Source organism: Peteryoungia ipomoeae (genome assembly GCF_004912165.1).
Taxonomy (GTDB): Bacteria; Pseudomonadota; Alphaproteobacteria; order Rhizobiales; family Rhizobiaceae; genus Allorhizobium; species Allorhizobium ipomoeae.
Genome location: NZ_STGV01000006.1, coordinates 82,590 through 97,858, shown reverse-complemented (window position 1 = coordinate 97,858; position 15,269 = coordinate 82,590). Strand labels below are relative to the sequence as shown.

13 protein-coding genes and 1 pseudogene are annotated in these 15,269 nt (G+C 59.1%); 9 read left to right on the top strand and 5 right to left on the bottom strand.

The window, feature by feature from the left end; genetic code table 11:
- The first annotated feature begins 252 nt into the window (after positions 1–252).
- Complete coding sequence (locus FAA97_RS17145) at positions 253–1,194, top strand: hypothetical protein (protein ID WP_136599781.1); 942 nt, start codon at positions 253–255, stop codon at positions 1,192–1,194.
- 197 nt (positions 1,195–1,391) lie between these two features.
- Here the strand turns inward: FAA97_RS17145 and FAA97_RS17140 are convergent, their stop codons facing one another.
- The 3 genes and pseudogenes from FAA97_RS17140 to traC all read right to left on the bottom strand — a co-directional run bounded on the left by FAA97_RS17140 (position 1,392) and on the right by traC (position 2,215).
- Positions 1,392–1,595 carry a WGR domain-containing protein gene (locus tag FAA97_RS17140; protein ID WP_342774487.1) on the bottom strand — a complete coding sequence of 68 codons (204 nt, stop codon included), beginning with the start codon at positions 1,593–1,595 and terminating at the stop codon, positions 1,392–1,394.
- Positions 1,596–1,758: 163 nt separating this feature from the next.
- A pseudogene (traD, locus tag FAA97_RS17135) lies at positions 1,759–1,935 on the bottom strand (conjugal transfer protein TraD); the annotation flags it as partial.
- A 4-nt stretch (positions 1,936–1,939) separates the two neighbouring features.
- On the bottom strand, positions 1,940–2,215 hold the full coding sequence (traC, locus tag FAA97_RS17130; protein WP_136599779.1) for a conjugal transfer protein TraC: 276 nt from the start codon (positions 2,213–2,215) through the stop codon (positions 1,940–1,942).
- Between the two features lie 263 nt (positions 2,216–2,478).
- Between traC and traA the strand changes: the two genes are divergently transcribed.
- The gene (gene traA, locus FAA97_RS17125; protein ID WP_136599778.1) at positions 2,479–6,060 is read left to right on the top strand and encodes a Ti-type conjugative transfer relaxase TraA; all 3,582 of its coding nucleotides are present in this window, start codon (positions 2,479–2,481) and stop codon (positions 6,058–6,060) included.
- Here traA and FAA97_RS17120 read toward each other — a convergent pair.
- Positions 6,037–6,354 (bottom strand): hypothetical protein, encoded by a 318-nt coding sequence (locus tag FAA97_RS17120; RefSeq protein WP_136599777.1) that lies wholly within the window; start codon positions 6,352–6,354, stop codon positions 6,037–6,039. The two genes, traA and FAA97_RS17120, sit on opposite strands and share 24 nt — an antisense overlap.
- Before the next feature lie 39 nt (positions 6,355–6,393).
- On the opposite strand from FAA97_RS17120, the gene ku (FAA97_RS17115) reads away from it, so the two are divergent.
- From ku (FAA97_RS17115) to FAA97_RS17100, 4 genes are all read left to right on the top strand, one after another.
- A complete protein-coding gene (ku, locus tag FAA97_RS17115) occupies positions 6,394–7,290 on the top strand; it encodes a non-homologous end joining protein Ku (protein WP_136599776.1) in 897 nt (298 codons plus the stop codon).
- 15 nt (positions 7,291–7,305) lie between these two features.
- Entirely contained in the window at positions 7,306–8,118 is an 813-nt protein-coding gene (gene ku, locus FAA97_RS17110; protein ID WP_136599775.1) for a non-homologous end joining protein Ku, read from the top strand.
- Between the two features lie 117 nt (positions 8,119–8,235).
- Positions 8,236–9,462, top strand: a complete 1,227-nt coding sequence (locus tag FAA97_RS17105; RefSeq protein ID WP_246041537.1) for an NAD(P)/FAD-dependent oxidoreductase — start codon at positions 8,236–8,238, stop codon at positions 9,460–9,462.
- Positions 9,463–9,568: 106 nt separating this feature from the next.
- A complete protein-coding gene (locus FAA97_RS17100; protein ID WP_136599773.1) occupies positions 9,569–9,913 on the top strand; it encodes a hypothetical protein in 345 nt (114 codons plus the stop codon).
- Positions 9,914–9,946: 33 nt separating this feature from the next.
- On the opposite strand, the gene ligD is transcribed toward FAA97_RS17100, so the two are convergent.
- Positions 9,947–12,592, bottom strand: coding sequence for a DNA ligase D (gene ligD / locus FAA97_RS17095; RefSeq protein ID WP_136599772.1), 2,646 nt, complete (start codon positions 12,590–12,592; stop codon positions 9,947–9,949).
- Positions 12,593–12,804: 212 nt separating this feature from the next.
- Here ligD and FAA97_RS17090 point away from each other — a divergent pair, with 212 nt between their 5' ends.
- From FAA97_RS17090 to kdpA, 3 genes are all read left to right on the top strand, one after another.
- Positions 12,805–13,053: a DUF6894 family protein gene (locus FAA97_RS17090; RefSeq protein WP_136599771.1), complete on the top strand. Its 249-nt coding sequence runs from the start codon at positions 12,805–12,807 to the stop codon at positions 13,051–13,053.
- A gap of 400 nt (positions 13,054–13,453) precedes the next feature.
- Entirely contained in the window at positions 13,454–13,540 is an 87-nt protein-coding gene (gene kdpF, locus FAA97_RS21450) for a K(+)-transporting ATPase subunit F (protein ID WP_136599946.1), read from the top strand.
- Positions 13,541–13,553: 13 nt separating this feature from the next.
- A complete protein-coding gene (gene kdpA, locus FAA97_RS17080; RefSeq protein WP_136599770.1) occupies positions 13,554–15,263 on the top strand; it encodes a potassium-transporting ATPase subunit KdpA in 1,710 nt (569 codons plus the stop codon).
- Positions 15,264–15,269: the final 6 nt, after the last annotated feature.

The window sequence follows — 15,269 nt, the reverse complement described above, 5'->3', positions numbered from 1 at the left end:
TGGCAGGGCTTCAAACACAATCCCGGCCAAAACATTACCCATGCCGAGCAGCCACAATTGGAATCTTTGTGCACCTTTGGCGTTTTGGCAAAGCCAGAACGGGTTCAGAGCACGATGCGGCCTGCGAAACCCAATCGGATAATCTCCTAAATTTCAAATGAAAGCGTTAGCGGCATGGTCATCGCCGTCTGCAAGTGTTTGCGCTGTTAAGCGTGCCGACGCGAGCACGGTGTTCTGGTGCGGAGGATACAGATGCAGTTTGCTAAATTGGCCGCCGCGGCCTGTCTTTCTCTGGCTATTTCCGTTGCACCCTTTGCACTGATTGCAGACGGAGCTGGGATCGGCACAACTGCTGCCTTTGCCAAGGACAAGGGCGGTGGCAGCGGTAACGGGGGCGGGAAGAGCGGAGGTAGCGGCGGCAAAGATGGCGGGAAGAGCAGCGGCAAGAGCGGGAATAACAGTGGCGGAAACAGCCGCGGCCATGAGAGCAAGAATGCACGCAGCATCGACCGCGGCCAGAGAGCAAACGTCTTCTCCGATGCTATCGCGACGATCACCGGCAAGAAGGCCAAATCCAGCAAGACACACCTTTCCGATAAGCGGGCCAAGCGACCCGCCGCTAAACCAACTGTAGGTCATATAATCGAACCTGTAACGACGTTGGCATCTGTTCCGCGGGAGAAGCCGAAGACCAGACCGATCCAGGCGAAGCTCGCAGGACTGAATTCGCTGAACCGCAACTACCACGCATACCTCAACTCGTCGGATCCTCGCATGGCCGCTATCCGTGACTATGCCGTGGCCTATGCGACCTATGAACTTTCCAACGGTGTCGACATCCTGCCAACCGATGCAGCAGTTGATGACGAAGCGCTGCGAGCAGCGCTCGAGGCGACCGCCAGGCCCGGCACCGTAATCGATGATGAGATGCTCGAATGGGCAAAGACAACGCTCGGCGTCGGACCGGCTGTGGGCAAGATCGACGAGATCCGAGAGGAGCTGGCTGCAGCCGCGCCGGTCGAACCGGTCGTCGATCCCGTGCTGGATCCAGTCATCGAGCTGGAGACTCCTCCGACAATCGAGCCGGGTGACGACATGGTAACTGAGCCAGATCCGGTAGGGCCAGATCCAGAAGACGTTGCCCTTGCCAGAGACTCGACAGACTCTACTGACACCGGAAGCGTCACTCCTTGAGTCATCGGTCGACACCTTCATGAGAGGGCGTCGGCCCCGTTCAAGCGCCTTTCTAAACGGCCGCACCTCTAAGCATGATTTGTCGGTTACTTTAGGAGCGGAACCTTTGCCGTCGACCAGCCAGCCGTGTTCAACCGCTTGATTGTGAGTAGGCTGAAACACTGGCTGGGATCAGAATTCTTATCTCCCGATAAAAATCAGGTCTTGTTGTCCGACAGCATTCTATATCCTCGTCTCCGCTTCTGACGAATAAGTTCAAGGAATAGCGCAACGGCATCCTGTTCGCGCTCAAACTGATGCGTCATGGTCCGACCATTTGCGCCTATCCGTCCCCATCGACGTATCAGGCAAGCTTCACCAAACAGGTTTGCCTCGATCGACAATGCATAGAACCGGGACATGTTTTTTGTCCCGTCCCGTCGCTCCACATAATGCTGGTAAGGTTGTACGACCATTGCAGCAGAATCGCGCTTTCACCCTCCAGTGTCCAACGAGAGTTTCGAATCGGGAACTGACTATCGATTCATGTCTGTGAAGTGACACACGATCGGCAGGAGCGAGATGAAGCAGACGTTTACGTTCGTTATCGTCGACTTTGATCCGCCCGGCAGCGTCAAGCAGAAGACCGTAGAGCAATGCGCGCTTCTCGTAGCGCAGGCCTGCCTTCACGATCAGTCCTCCAAATTCGATCTTGTCTCTGGCATCTTTCTTTCTGGCCTCGGCAACTGTCATCTTGATCATACGTTCAGCCTTCTGCAATTTGCCCCTCAGTTTCGCCAGGGTGGAGCGTCGTGGCCTTCGAAGTGCGACCGGCATCTGTGCGTTTTCCGGCGGCTCCTCGAAACCGCGCAGCAAGCTCTTCGAATGCTGCAAGGAGCTGTGTTTCTTCGAGATCGAGCTCACCAAGCCCCGCGCGAAGGGCAAGGCGTCCGATGCGCTCTGCATCCCGGGTTTCTGCCTGCTTGAGTTGTTCCTGCAGGCGCGCGATCTCTTCCCTGATCTTTGAGGTTGGCTTCTTCATCCGCTGTCTTCCCGTAATCTCGCTGTCGCTATCCTGGATCGGAGTGGGGGGCAGCGTCCTTCACTTTTCCTCCGGTTGGAAGGTGCAGATCTGCATCTCGCCAAAGCGTCAGCATTTGGCCAATGATCCCGCCGGTTCGAAGAAGCGGATCTAAGGGCGCAATTATACGTCGCTTAAGCGACGCCCTGAATTTGAGCGGTTGCGCCTGACCTCCCTGCTCGACGAACCACCTGGATTGTTGCGTTCAAAGGAGGCTTGCCACCGTGGCTGTGCCGCACTTCTCAGTCAGCATCATTACTCGCGGCTCCGGTCGCAGCGCCTTGCTGTCGGCGGCCTACCGGCATTGCGCCAAGATGGATTTTGAGCGGGAAGCGAGGACCATCGACTATTCCCGCAAGCAGGACCTGCTTCACGAAGAGTTCGTCATCCCTGAGAACGCGCCAGAATGGCTGCGGTCGATGATTGCCGATCGATCGGTATCAGGCTCATCGGAAGCCTTCTGGAACAAGGTCGAAGCATTCGAGAAACGTGCCGATGCCCAGCTCGCCAAGGATGTCACCATCGCCCTGCCGATCGAACTTTCCCCCGAGCAGAACATCGATCTGGTGCGGGACTTCGTCGCCAACTACATCACGGCCAAGGGCATGGTGGCCGACTGGGTCTTTCATGATGCCCCCGGCAACCCGCACATCCACCTGATGACGACATTGCGGCCGCTTTCTGAAGACGGGTTCGGGCCGAAGAAGGTAGCACTGACCGGACCTGATGGTCAGGTTGTCCGCAATGATGCCGGCAAGATCGTCTACGAGCTTTGGGCCGGCAGCACGCAGGACTTCAACACATTCCGCGATGGCTGGTTTGCCTTCCAGAATAAGCACCTCGCAATGGCTGGTCTCGATATCCGTGTCGATGGCCGTTCGTTCAAGAAGCAGGATATCGATCTTGAACCGACCATCCATCTCGGCGTCGACGTCAAGGCTATCGAGCGGAAGGCGGAAAGCGCGGAAGAGAAAGCAGCGCTGGAGCGGCTGGCGCTTCAAGAAGCAATCCGCTCCGAAAATGCCCGTCGTATCGAGATCAGGCCGGAGATCGTGCTCGACCTGATCAGCCGCGAAAAAAGCGTCTTCGACGAGCGCGATGTCGCCAAAATCCTGGCGCGCTACATCGATGATGCAGCTGTCTTCCAAAGCCTGATGGCGAGGGTCCTGCAGCACCCGCAGACGCTACGCCTCGACCGCGAGCGGATCGGGTTCTCGACCGGGATGAGGCAGCCCGCGAAATACACGACGCGGGAGCTCATCAAGCTCGAAACCATCATGGCCAACCAGGCGATCTGGCTGTCTCGGCGCGCGTCGCATGGGGTCAGTGGCACCGCCCTTTCGGCCGTCTTCGGGCGCCACAGACATTTGTCGGATGAACAGAAGGTCGCGATCGAACAGATCTCCGGCCCGCCGCGCATCGCCGCTGTGATTGGCCGCGCCGGCGCCGGCAAGACGACCATGATGAAGGCTGCCCGTGAAGCCTGGGAGGCAGAAGGTTACCGCGTTGTTGGTGGTGCTCTGGCGGGCAAGGCGGCGGAGGGGTTGGAAAAGGAAGCCGGCATTGTCTCGCGCACATTGTCGTCCTGGGAGTTGCGCTGGAGCCAGGGGAAAGACCTGCTGGATGACAAGACGGTTCTCGTGATGGACGAGGCCGGCATGGTCTCATCCCGGCAGATGGCCCTCTTCGTCGAAGCCGTGACCTCGTCCGGTGCCAAGCTTGTTCTGGTCGGCGATCCCGAACAGCTTCAGCCGATTGAAGCAGGTGCCGCTTTCCGCGCCATTGCAGACCGGATCGGCTATGCGGAGCTCCAGACAATCTATCGTCAGCGCGAACAGTGGATGCGTGATGCCTCCCTTAATCTGGCGCGCGGAAACGTATCGGCAGCGCTCGACGCTTATGCTGAACAGAACAGGGTACGGACCGGCTGGACCAGGGGCGATGCGGTCGCGGCATTGATTGACGACTGGAACAACGAATACGATCCGACCAAGTCTGCACTGATCCTTGCCCATCGCCGCGTGGACGTGCGTCAGCTGAACGACTTGGCGCGCGGCAAGCTCATCGAGCGCGGCCTGATCGAGACTGGCCATGCCTTCAAGACAGAAGAAGGAACACGGCACTTTGCGGCTGGCGATCAGATCGTGTTCCTGAAAAATGAAACATCGCTTGGGGTCAAGAATGGCATGCTGGCGCGTGTCGTCGAAGCTGAGCCTGGGCGGATTGTTGCAGAAGTCGGCAATGGGGAAGAACGACATCATGTCGTGGTCGAGCAGCGGTTTTATGCCAATGTCGATCACGGCTACGCCACCACCGTGCACAAGAGCCAAGGTGCCACAGTCGATCGCGTCAAGGTGCTGGCGTCGAGCACGCTCGACCGGCACCTGACCTATGTCGCCATGACCCGCCACCGCGAGACAGCGGCGCTCTATGTCGGGCTGGAAGAGTTCACGCAACGGCACGGCGGCGTGCTGATCGATCATGGCAAGGCGCCATACGAGCACCAGCCGGGCAACCGGGACAGCTACTATGTGACGCTCGGCTTCGCCGATGGTCAGGAGCGCACTGTCTGGGGTGTCGATCTCGCCCGGGCGATGCAAGCGTCGAGCGCCAGGATCGGTGATCGTATCGGCCTTAAGCACGTTGGCTCTGAGCGTATGATGCTCCCCGACGGCACTGAGGTCGAACGCAATAGCTGGAACGTCGTGCCTGTCGAGAAACTGGCAATGGCGGGGTTGCATGAACGGCTTTCGCGTGCCGGCTCAAAGGAGACGACGCTCGACTACCGGGGTGCCTCGCACGATCGCGCCGCACTTCGTTTCGCCGATGCGCGTGGCCTGCATCTGCTGAATGTCGCCCGCACGATCGCACACGATCGGCTCCAATGGACCATCCGTCAATCGGCGAAGCTAGCTGAGCTTGGTGCGCGTCTTGTCGCTGTCGCTGCCAAGCTCGGTCTTGGCAAAGCGACGTCGGCTCTATCGCCGACATCTGCAAAGAAGGAGTCAAAACCCATGGTCTCTGGCACCACGATCTTCCCCCGATCGATTGGTCAAACTGTCGAAGACAGGCTCTCGACCGATCCGCGCCTCAAGGACAGTTGGCAGGAAGTATCGGCTCGCTTTCATCTCGTCTTTGCGGACCCACAGACCGCCTTCAAGGCGGTGAACGTCGATGCAATGCTGGTGGATACAGCCGTGGCTGCAACGACCATCGCAAAGATTACTGAACAGCCTGAGAGCTTTGGTGCGCTGAAGGGGAAGACGGGGCTGTTTGCGGCCCGCGCAGACAAGCAGGCTCGCGATATAGCGCTACTCAATGTGACCGGGCTGGCCCGCGATCTCAAGCAGTTCATTGCCAAACGCGCGGAGGCGGTCACCCGCTTTGAAGGTGAGGAGCGCGCGCTCCGCGCCAGGCTGTCTCTCGATATTCCTGCTCTATCTCCATCGGCAAGGCAGATGCTTCAGCGTGTGCGTGATGCGATTGATCGAAACGACCTGCCCGCCGGCCTCGCATATGCCCTGGCAAACAGAGATGTGAAGGCCGAGCTTGAGGATTTTGCCAAGGCCGTAGCGGAGCGATTTGGGGAACGCGTCTTTCTGCCGCTCGCGGCCAAGACCGCGGGCGGAAAGGCGTTTGAGAAGGCCTCTGCCGGGATGCAGCCCGCACAGAAAGATGAACTGCGCGCCGCTTGGGACACGATCCGGACCGTGCAGCAACTGGCAGCCCATGAACGAACGACAGTCGCGCTCAAACAGGCCGAGACCCTGCGGCTGGCGCAGTCAAAGGGGATGGTATTGAAATGACGGCGGGGGAAAATTTGCGACATGCTCGCCAGAGCCGCCACACGGTGCGGCTGCAACCCGCCTCGACCGTGCGAGCAACGGCTTCACTCCGCACGCGTGCCAAGAAATGTTGATCTGCCCTAGTTGCGTATCGACATGATTGAGAACCTTCTCCGGAGCACCTGATATGCCGAGAGACCACCAAACTTCAATGATGCGCTCGACCGGATCGACTACCCCCGCTTCCTCAGCAACGCGCGGTAGCCGCACGTCATCCTTGAATCCATCTGCCCATTTGGGAACGATCTGCATCATGCACAGTTGAACCTCGAATTCTGGTCAGGAGAGTGGGCAATGGCATCCCCAAGGGCGAATTGGAAGGGTTACATCAAGTTCGGTGAGGTCTCCTGTCCGGTAGCCCTCTATACGGCGACCTCTTCGTCCGAGCGGATCGCCTTCAACACGCTCAATCGCAAAACCGGAAACCGCGTCAGCCGCGAGTTTGTCGACAGTGAAACCGGGGAGACGGTCGAGCGTGACGATCAGGTGAAAGGCTATGAGGTGGAGGACGGACAGTATGTCATCTTCGAGCCGGAAGAAGTCGCAGCCGTCGTTCCCGAGAGCGACAAGACACTGATGATCGGCAGCTTCATTCCCTGTTCGCAGATCGACACGACCTATTTCGACAAGCCCTATTATCTGGCTCCGGACAAGATGGGCATGGAGGCCTTCATCACGCTCCGCGACGGCATGAAAAAGGCGAAGGTCGCGGCACTCGCAACAACCGTCCTCTTCAGGCGGCTGCGCACCGTGCTCATTCGCCCGCATGGAAGGGGCTTGATCGCGTCCACCTTGAATTTCGACTATGAGGTCCGCTCGGCCGCGGAAGCGTTCGAGGATCTGCCGGATCTCAAGATCGAAGGCGAGATGCTTGAACTTGCCGAACACATCATCGGGACGAAGAAGGGCAGCTTCGACGCAAGCGCATTCGATGACCGCTATGAGGAGGCCGTAGCCGACCTCGTCAAAGCCAAGATCGAAGGACGTGGTCTGCCAAAGAAGAAGAGGGCGAAGGCAGCAAAAACCGTAGACCTCCTGCAGGCACTGCGCGAAAGCGCCGGCTTCAAACCGAAGGGCAAGACCTCAAAGCGCAAAGCGGCAAATGCAAACAGCGGCGGTGGCCGCGCCAAGGCAGCAAAGAGCGAGACCAAGTCGAAGAGTTCGAAAGCACCTTCGCGGCGGGCGGGTTAAAGGGAGGAGGTATCCATGGCAGTTCGACCCTATTGGAAGGGCTATTTGAAGCTTTCGCTCGTCACATGCTCTGTACAGATGATGCCGGCGACATCGGAGGGTGAAAAGGTCCGGTTTCACACGCTGAACCGGCAGACGAAAAATCGTGTCGTCAGCCAGTATGTCGATAGCGTCACTGGCGCGACGGTGGACAGCGACGACGAGGTCAAAGGATATCCGCGCGGCGAAGACGATTACGTCGTTCTCGAAGACGACGAACTGGAAAATGTCGCGCTCGAAAGCACCAAAACCATCGATATTTCGACCTTCACGCCGCGCGATAGTATTGAGTGGATCTGGCTGGACACGCCCTATTACCTCTCCCCCAATGATACCGTGGGTGAAGAAGCCTTCCTTGTCATCCGGGACGCCATGAGGGCGCAGGATATGGTCGGCATTTCACGGCTTGTGATCTCCCGGCGAGAACGGGCCATCATGCTTGAGCCGCGGGACAAGGGCATTGTGCTCTGGACGCTGCGTTTCGGCGACGAAGTGCGGGATGAAAAGGACTATTTCGACGCGATTGGCGATGAGAAGGCGGATGGTGAGCTGATGCCGCTCATCCAGAGGCTTATCAGGCAGCAGACACGTGACTGGTCACCCGACTTGGTCTCGGATCCGGTCCAGGAAAATCTTTTGCAGCTGATCAAATCGAAGAAAAAGGCGCTGAAGAAGCCGCTCCGAAAGAAAGCCAAAGCGCCCGATAGCCCACAGGAACCCAGCAACGTCATCAACATAATGGATGCGCTGAAAAAGTCGCTGAAGTCTGAAGCGCGTTCGAGAAAGTAAGCCCGCCCCTTCCGCCGCCTGCAGGAACACTTTCAGATCTATCCGGTTGAACACTCTGACAACGGCAGAGAGGTGGAAATGCAAAATCAATCCGAGGTAGTGAAAAGGCCGCGGGTAGTGATTGTCGGCGCTGGTTTCGGCGGCCTAGCCTGCGCACAGGCTCTGGGCAACACCGCAATCGAGGTTGTTGTCATCGACCGGCGAAACCACAACCTTTTCCAACCCCTGCTTTATCAGGTCGCCACTGCAGCGCTGTCCCCAGCCGACATTTCCGAACCGATCCGCCGCACGCTCGGTCGATATCACAACATCCGCGTCGTCATGGGAGAGGTCGTCGCAGTGCACCCGGCAACAGGATGCGTCGAACTGAAGGACGGAGAAGAGATTGCCTATGACCGGCTCGTTCTGGCGACTGGCTCGGACTACAACTATTTCGGTCATGAAGAGTGGCGCAAGCATGCACCCGGCCTGAAGTCTATCCATGAGGCCCGAGACATCCGCCAACGACTTCTCCTGGCGTTTGAAAAGGCTGAACGCTGCGAAGACGAGGAGGAGAAGCGTCGACTTCTGACCACCGTCGTGATTGGCGGCGGCCCCACCGGCGTGGAGATGGCGGGCGCCATTTCCGAGCTGGGACGATTTATGATCGGCCGGGATTTCCGCACTCTGAAAGAGGATCAGCTTCACGTGTTGCTGATCGAGGCCGGTCCCCGGATCCTGGCGACTTTTCCCGAAGACCTCTCGCAATATGCCAGCGACTATCTCTCGCGCATTGGTGTAGCCATCCGCGTGAACACGCCGGTAGAAGACGTCACGGCGGAAGGGGTGCAGATCGGTGGCACTCTGTTGCCCGCAAGCTGTATGGTCTGGGGCGCGGGCGTCAAGGCGTCACCGGCCGCCACCTGGCTGCAGGTTGAGGCTGGACCCGGCGGTCGGCTGCCGGTCGCGGCGGATCTCTCTGTAAAGGGGGCTGCCGGCGTCTACGCCTTGGGCGACACGGCTTTTACTCGGGGTGAAGACGGCCAGCCTCTCCCAGCACTCGCCCAAGTCGCCAAGCAGCAGGGCAAGTTTCTTGGAATGGCGCTTGCAGCCAACCTTTTGCTGGGGGAAGCACCGCCTGCGTTTCGCTTCCAGAATCGTGGAAACACAGCCGTCATCGGACGCAATGCTGCGATCTTCGATTTTGGCTCTTGGCAGCTCAAGGGGCGTCTCGCCTGGATGCTTTGGGCCATTGTACACGTCTATCTCCTCGTCAATTTCGAGAAGCGACTCCTGGTCAGCGTTCAGTGGATATGGCGCTACGCTACCCGTCAAAGGGGCGCGCGCCTGATCGACGAGACATAGCGGAAGCTGCGCGCGAATTCGGGCATCGCTTCTCCTGCAAAGGCGAACGGGAACTCTTGGCTCTCTACCGCAGTTAGGTCAGGGCGAACACCAAGGAGCACATGCAATGGCTGATCGAACCCCGTCACAACCGACAGGCGCGCAGGTGCGAGGCGATATCCAGGCTGGCCTGACCGGCGACAAGCAGCCCGGCTTTGACCCCGCCATGGCGCCCATGGAAACGGATGCCGAAGCGGGCGGCACGCCTCCGAACCCTGGCGAAGCATTGACGGCACGGACAGAGCAGCGCCAGGGAAAGCAGCAGGAGGTATCGCGAGATTCCGGTAACGCCATGCGACCCGTTTTCTCAGGCAATCAGCCGCAACGAGCTGGATTCTGGCCCGTCTTCGTGCTGATCCTCGCCACCGTTTCCGCTTTGTTGCTCATGCTGGGGTATGCTTTCAAATCCTGATCGCTGGTAAATGCCGAAGGTATCCGATCTCGATCATCGTTTGAGCCGCTTGATCGCTCGCTCCAGGGAGCGTTTGCTCTCGCGATAGTCCTGCCATGCGGCAGATTTTGCCAACAGCGCTGGCACGGTCCTGATGGTGAAGCGGCTGGGATCAAGATCACTCCTCACCTGCGTCCATGTCAGGGGCATCGAGACCAGTGCGCCGGGCCTTGCACGCGGCGAAAGCGGCGCTACTGCGGTCGCCATGCGGTCATTGCGAAGATAATCGAGAAATATCCGACCCTTTCGCATGCTCTTGGTCATCTTGATCAGGTAGCGATCTGGGGCGTCATCGGCCATTTTCTGGCAGACGTCGCGCGCAAATCCCTTTGCCTCGTCCCACGAGAGCGGCGCTTTGGTGTTGGGGGCCAATGGAGCCACAACATGAAGTCCCTTGCCGCCTGTGGTCTTGCAGAAGCTGATCAGGCCCAGCTCTTCCAGACGGTCGCGCATTTCCCGGGCCGCTTCGACGACCGCGGAGAAAGCAACATCCGGACCCGGATCAAGATCGAACACCAGTCGACCGGGGACATCCGGTTGGCCGGGCTCACAATTCCAGGGGTGAAGTTCCAGGCCACCAATTTGCGCAATGGCGATCAGACCTTCGACGCGATCGACCTGCAGATAGGGTTTTTTGTCGCCGGAGACTTTGACGAGCTCCACAAGGTTTGAGCTCCCCGGCATGGCATGGCGCTGAAAAAACTGCTCTCCTCCAATTCCGTCGGGTGCGCGGATGATCGAGCAGGGACGGCCGCGGATGTGGTCGATCATCCAGGAGCCTACGGTTTCGTGATAGTGAGCGAGATCTTCTTTTGTCACCGGCTGGTCATCGCCCGCGTCAGGCCAGAGCGCTTTGTCGGGGCTTGAGATCATGACCCCCATCACATCGACTTTCGCGCCCTTTGGCCGGACCTTCTTCGAAGAACCCGGCCGGGCGGGCGTGGAAGCATCCGTAACTTCCGGCGATACGGGGCGTTCGGCTTCGACTTCATCCGCAGGTTTATCATCACGCAAACCCTTGAAGGCGGCTTGCCGCACCTGTCCATCAGCCGTCCATCCGGCAAATTCGATCTCCGCGACCAGTTCAGGCTTAAGCCAGGTGATGTCTCGCGATTTCTTCGGCGCACCAATGCCGGTGAAAGGAGACTTGGAACTCTCGATCTCTTGCAGCTTTGGCAGGAGCTGAGCCACGACCTTTGCGCCATATCCCGTGCCGATGCGGCCGACATAGACGAAATGGTTGCCGCGGTTGACGCCTACGAGCAGAGAGCGAAACTTGCCGTTTGTCGTGGCATAGGCACCGATCACGACCTCATGGCCCGCGCGGCATTTGGACTTCGCCCAGCTGTCGCTGCGCCCGGAGCGATATGGTGCATCCGCCTTCTTGGAGACGATGCCTTCCAGCGACAATCGGCAGGCGGACTTAAGCACCGCATCGCCACCTGTCTCGAAGTGTTCGGCAAACCGCAAACGCGGGTCCTGCCCGGCATCAGTCAACAAGGCTTCAAGTCGATCCTTGCGATCGATCAGGGGAAGCGCACGCAGGTCTTCCCTACCGCTGAAAAGAAGGTCGAACGCAAAGAAGACGAGATCGTCGGTTTTTCCTTCCGAGAGGGCAGCCTGCAGGGCTGCGAAATCGGGAGCACCGTTTTCATCGAGCGCACAGATCTCGCCATCGATCAGGCAGTCAGGCAGTTTTGCCGCCGCTCCCGCAATTGCCGGCCATTTGTCCGTCCAGTCCAACCCCTTGCGTGTCTTGAGCGTCACATCACCTTCTTCGACCCGCATCTGAATCCGGTAGCCATCGAATTTGATTTCGTGAACCCAACCACTGCCGGAAGGTGGTCTGCTTAGGGACTGGCAAAGTTGCGGCGCGACAAACTTCGGCATGGTCGACTTCCCCGCGTGTTTTGGCACTTTGGTTTTTTTACCCGCCGGCTTCAAATTGATACCTGCCTTGCGCTCTTCGGCGGCCAGACCTTCGCTGCTATCCCACACCGCATCGGCATCCACGGCAGCTGCATTCAATAGGAAGGGTTTTGGCTTGCGGCCCTTTCCGGATGCGATGGCCTCCATGGTTCGGCCCGAGGCAACCGATGTCAGATTGGCTTCAAGGATCGCAGCGCCGTCCTTGTTTACCGAATGCTCGTCCTGATGCTTGATTAGAAGCCAATTGGTGCGTTTCCCACCCTCACGATCATTGCGCATCCTGACCAGCACGAAACTGCCATGCAGGCGCTGTCCTTCGAGGGTAAATTTGAAATCGCCCTTCTCAAGTGCTTCCCCCGGCGTCTTGTTGCCTTCCGGTTCCCAATAGCCGCGATCCCAGAGCATGACGGTTCCGCCGCCATATTGCCCTTTCGGGATGGTTCCTTCGAAATCACCGTAGTCCAGCGGATGGTCCTCGACCTCCACCGCGAGGCGTTTGTCCTGCGGATCCAGCGATGGGCCCCGGGTAACCGCCCAGGATTTGAACACGCCATCGAGTTCAAGCCGCACGTCATAATGCAGCCGCTTCGCTTCGTGTTTCTGGATGACGAAACGTCGACGGTTCGAGGATTTCACCTCGACCTCTCCGCTGGGCTCCCTGGTTTTCTTGAAGTCTCGTTTGGCTCGATACGTTCTGAGATTGTCTGCCATGAGCGGACACCTTGATGATTCACACTGAAGGCAGCAACGCCCAGGCAGACCAACGGTTTCCTATGTCGATGAGGTTGCCCGCTTCACCGTGCCGAAATCGGTTCCAGTCAGCGAGAGGAGGAAATAGACACGCTTCCTTTTATCGCTCGCCTTTGTGTCGTCACGCCTGTCAGTGCCTGATGAAATGCAGGGACAGGAACCTTCCACCCGCCATGCCGTTGACCGAAATGCACAGGTATTTCTTTCACATCCGCGAATGTAACGGCCTAGAGCTCGATGACGAAGGAATTGAGTTTGCCGACGATGTTGCCGCCCGATTTGGTGCCATATCCGCTGCGAAGGAAATGGTCGTGGAGGCCGTCACTTGCGATTTGAAGATAGATGGCCGCCAGCTCGAAGTGATGTCTGCCAGCGGTGAGTTGGTCGCGGTCATACCGTTGCGGTCTGTCATCAAGGTCTAGTGGCGGCTCTGGTCTTCATCTTAGCATGATCAGCCGATCTTCCGGCAGCAGTCACTTTCCGCAAATGATCTGCGCTTGGGCGCCCCATTTCCAGTCGCACCTTTCGGCTCCTCCCAACGCCAAGCGGAGATCCTGCTCGAACGGGAGAGATCGCGCTATGCTCACCAGCACCAGCGGTCATGGATCACCAATCAGCTCTGCCAGCGCATCCTTATCTTTTCTTTATCCCGAGCCGATCTCTTCCCCATCGAAGTCTGACCTGAAGCGCCCTTAATCCTGTGTGGGTATCAACAGGAGACATTCGTATGTCCGACTTCATTTTTATCGCGCTTGGCGGCGGCACGCTTCTCGTGCTCGCCCTCTATGCCCGCGCGCTCGACCGGCTGTGAGGACAAGGCAGATGCTTGAACCTCTCTTCGGCCTCCTCGTCGCCGCCGGCCTCGGCATTTATCTCGTCGTGACGCTCCTGCGTCCCGAGCGTTTCTGATCGGGAGAGACCGATGACCACAATCGGATGGCTGCAGATCAGCCTCTTCTTCCTCGTCGTCCTCATCACGATCAAGCCACTCGGCCTCTACATGGCGCGGGTGTTTTCCGGCGAGCGGACCTTCCTCTCCCTCGTGCTCGGCCGTGTCGAGCGTGACCTCTACCGGGTGAGCGGCATTAACCCCGAGAAGGAGCAGAGCTGGCTCGGCTATACGCTGGCCATGCTTGCCTTCTCGCTTGCCGGTTTCCTGGTGCTTTATGCCCTGCTGCGGCTGCAGGCCTATCTGCCGCTCAATCCGCAAGGCTTCGCCGGCATGGCGCCCGATCTCGCCTTCAATACGGCCGTCTCCTTCGTCACCAACACCAACTGGCAGAACTACGCAGGCGAAACTACGCTCAGCCATTTCTCCCAGATGGCGGGCCTCACTGTTCAGAACTTCCTCTCGGCCGCGACCGGTATGGCACTTGCGGTTGCCGTGACCCGCGCGCTTGCCCGCTCCAAGGTTGCGACACTTGGCAATTTCTGGGTCGATATGACGAGGGCCACGCTCTACGTGCTGCTGCCGCTTGCCATCGTCGTCGCTCTTGCCTTCGTCGCCATAGGCCTGCCGCAGACGCTCGACGCATCGGTCACGGCAACGACGCTCGAAGGCACCAATCAGGTGATCTCGCTCGGCCCCGTCGCGAGCCAGGAAGCGATCAAGCAGCTCGGCACCAATGGCGGCGGCTTCTTCAACGTCAACGCCGCACATCCTTTCGAGAACCCGACCGCCTGGTCGAACTATCTCAACATCTTCGCCATGCTGTCGATCTCGGCGGCCTTGGTCTACACCTTCGGCCAGATGGTCGGAAATCGCCGCCAAGGCTGGGCACTGATCTCGGCCATGGCGGTGTTGCTGATTGCCGGTGTGGGCGTCACCTATTGGGCCGAAGCCCAGGGCAACACCATCCTGACGTCCATCGGCGTCGATCCGGCACTCGGCAATATGGAAGGCAAGGAAGTCCGCTTCGGCCAGGCCATGACAGCCCTTTATGCGACTGTCACGACGGGCCTTTCGGATGGCGGCGTCAACGGCATGCACGGCTCGTTCACAGGGATTGGCGGTCTTGTGCCAATGTTCCTGATCCAGCTCGGCGAGGTGTTGCCGGGCGGTGTCGGTTCCGGTCTCTACGGCATGCTGGTCTTCGCTCTGCTCTCCGTCTTCGTTGCGGGCCTGATGGTCGGCCGCACGCCGGAATTCCTCGGCAAGAAGATCGAAGGCCGCGAGATGAAGTTCGCCATGCTGGCCGTCCTCATCCTGCCGCTGGTGATCCTCGGCTTTACCGCCGTCTCGGCCATGCTGCCCTTTGCTGTGGCAAGCATCGGCACAGCGGGCCCGCACGGCCTGTCGGAAATCCTCTATGCCTATACCTCGGCTGCCGGCAACAACGGCTCGGCTTTCGGTGGCCTCACCGGCAACACGGTCTGGTACAACACCACGCTCGGCATCGCGATGCTGCTGGGCCGCTTCGCCTATGTCGTGCCGGTCATGGCAATTGCCGGATCGCTCGCCGCCAAGGTCAAGTCGCCCGCTTCCGCCGGCACCTTCCCGACCGATGGCCCGCTCTTCGTCGGCCTCCTGATCGGAATCATCCTCATTCTCGGCGGCCTGCAGTTCCTGCCCGCACTGGTGCTCGGCCCCATCGTCGAACACTTCGCCATGCTCGCTGGCCAGACCTTCTAAAGGACC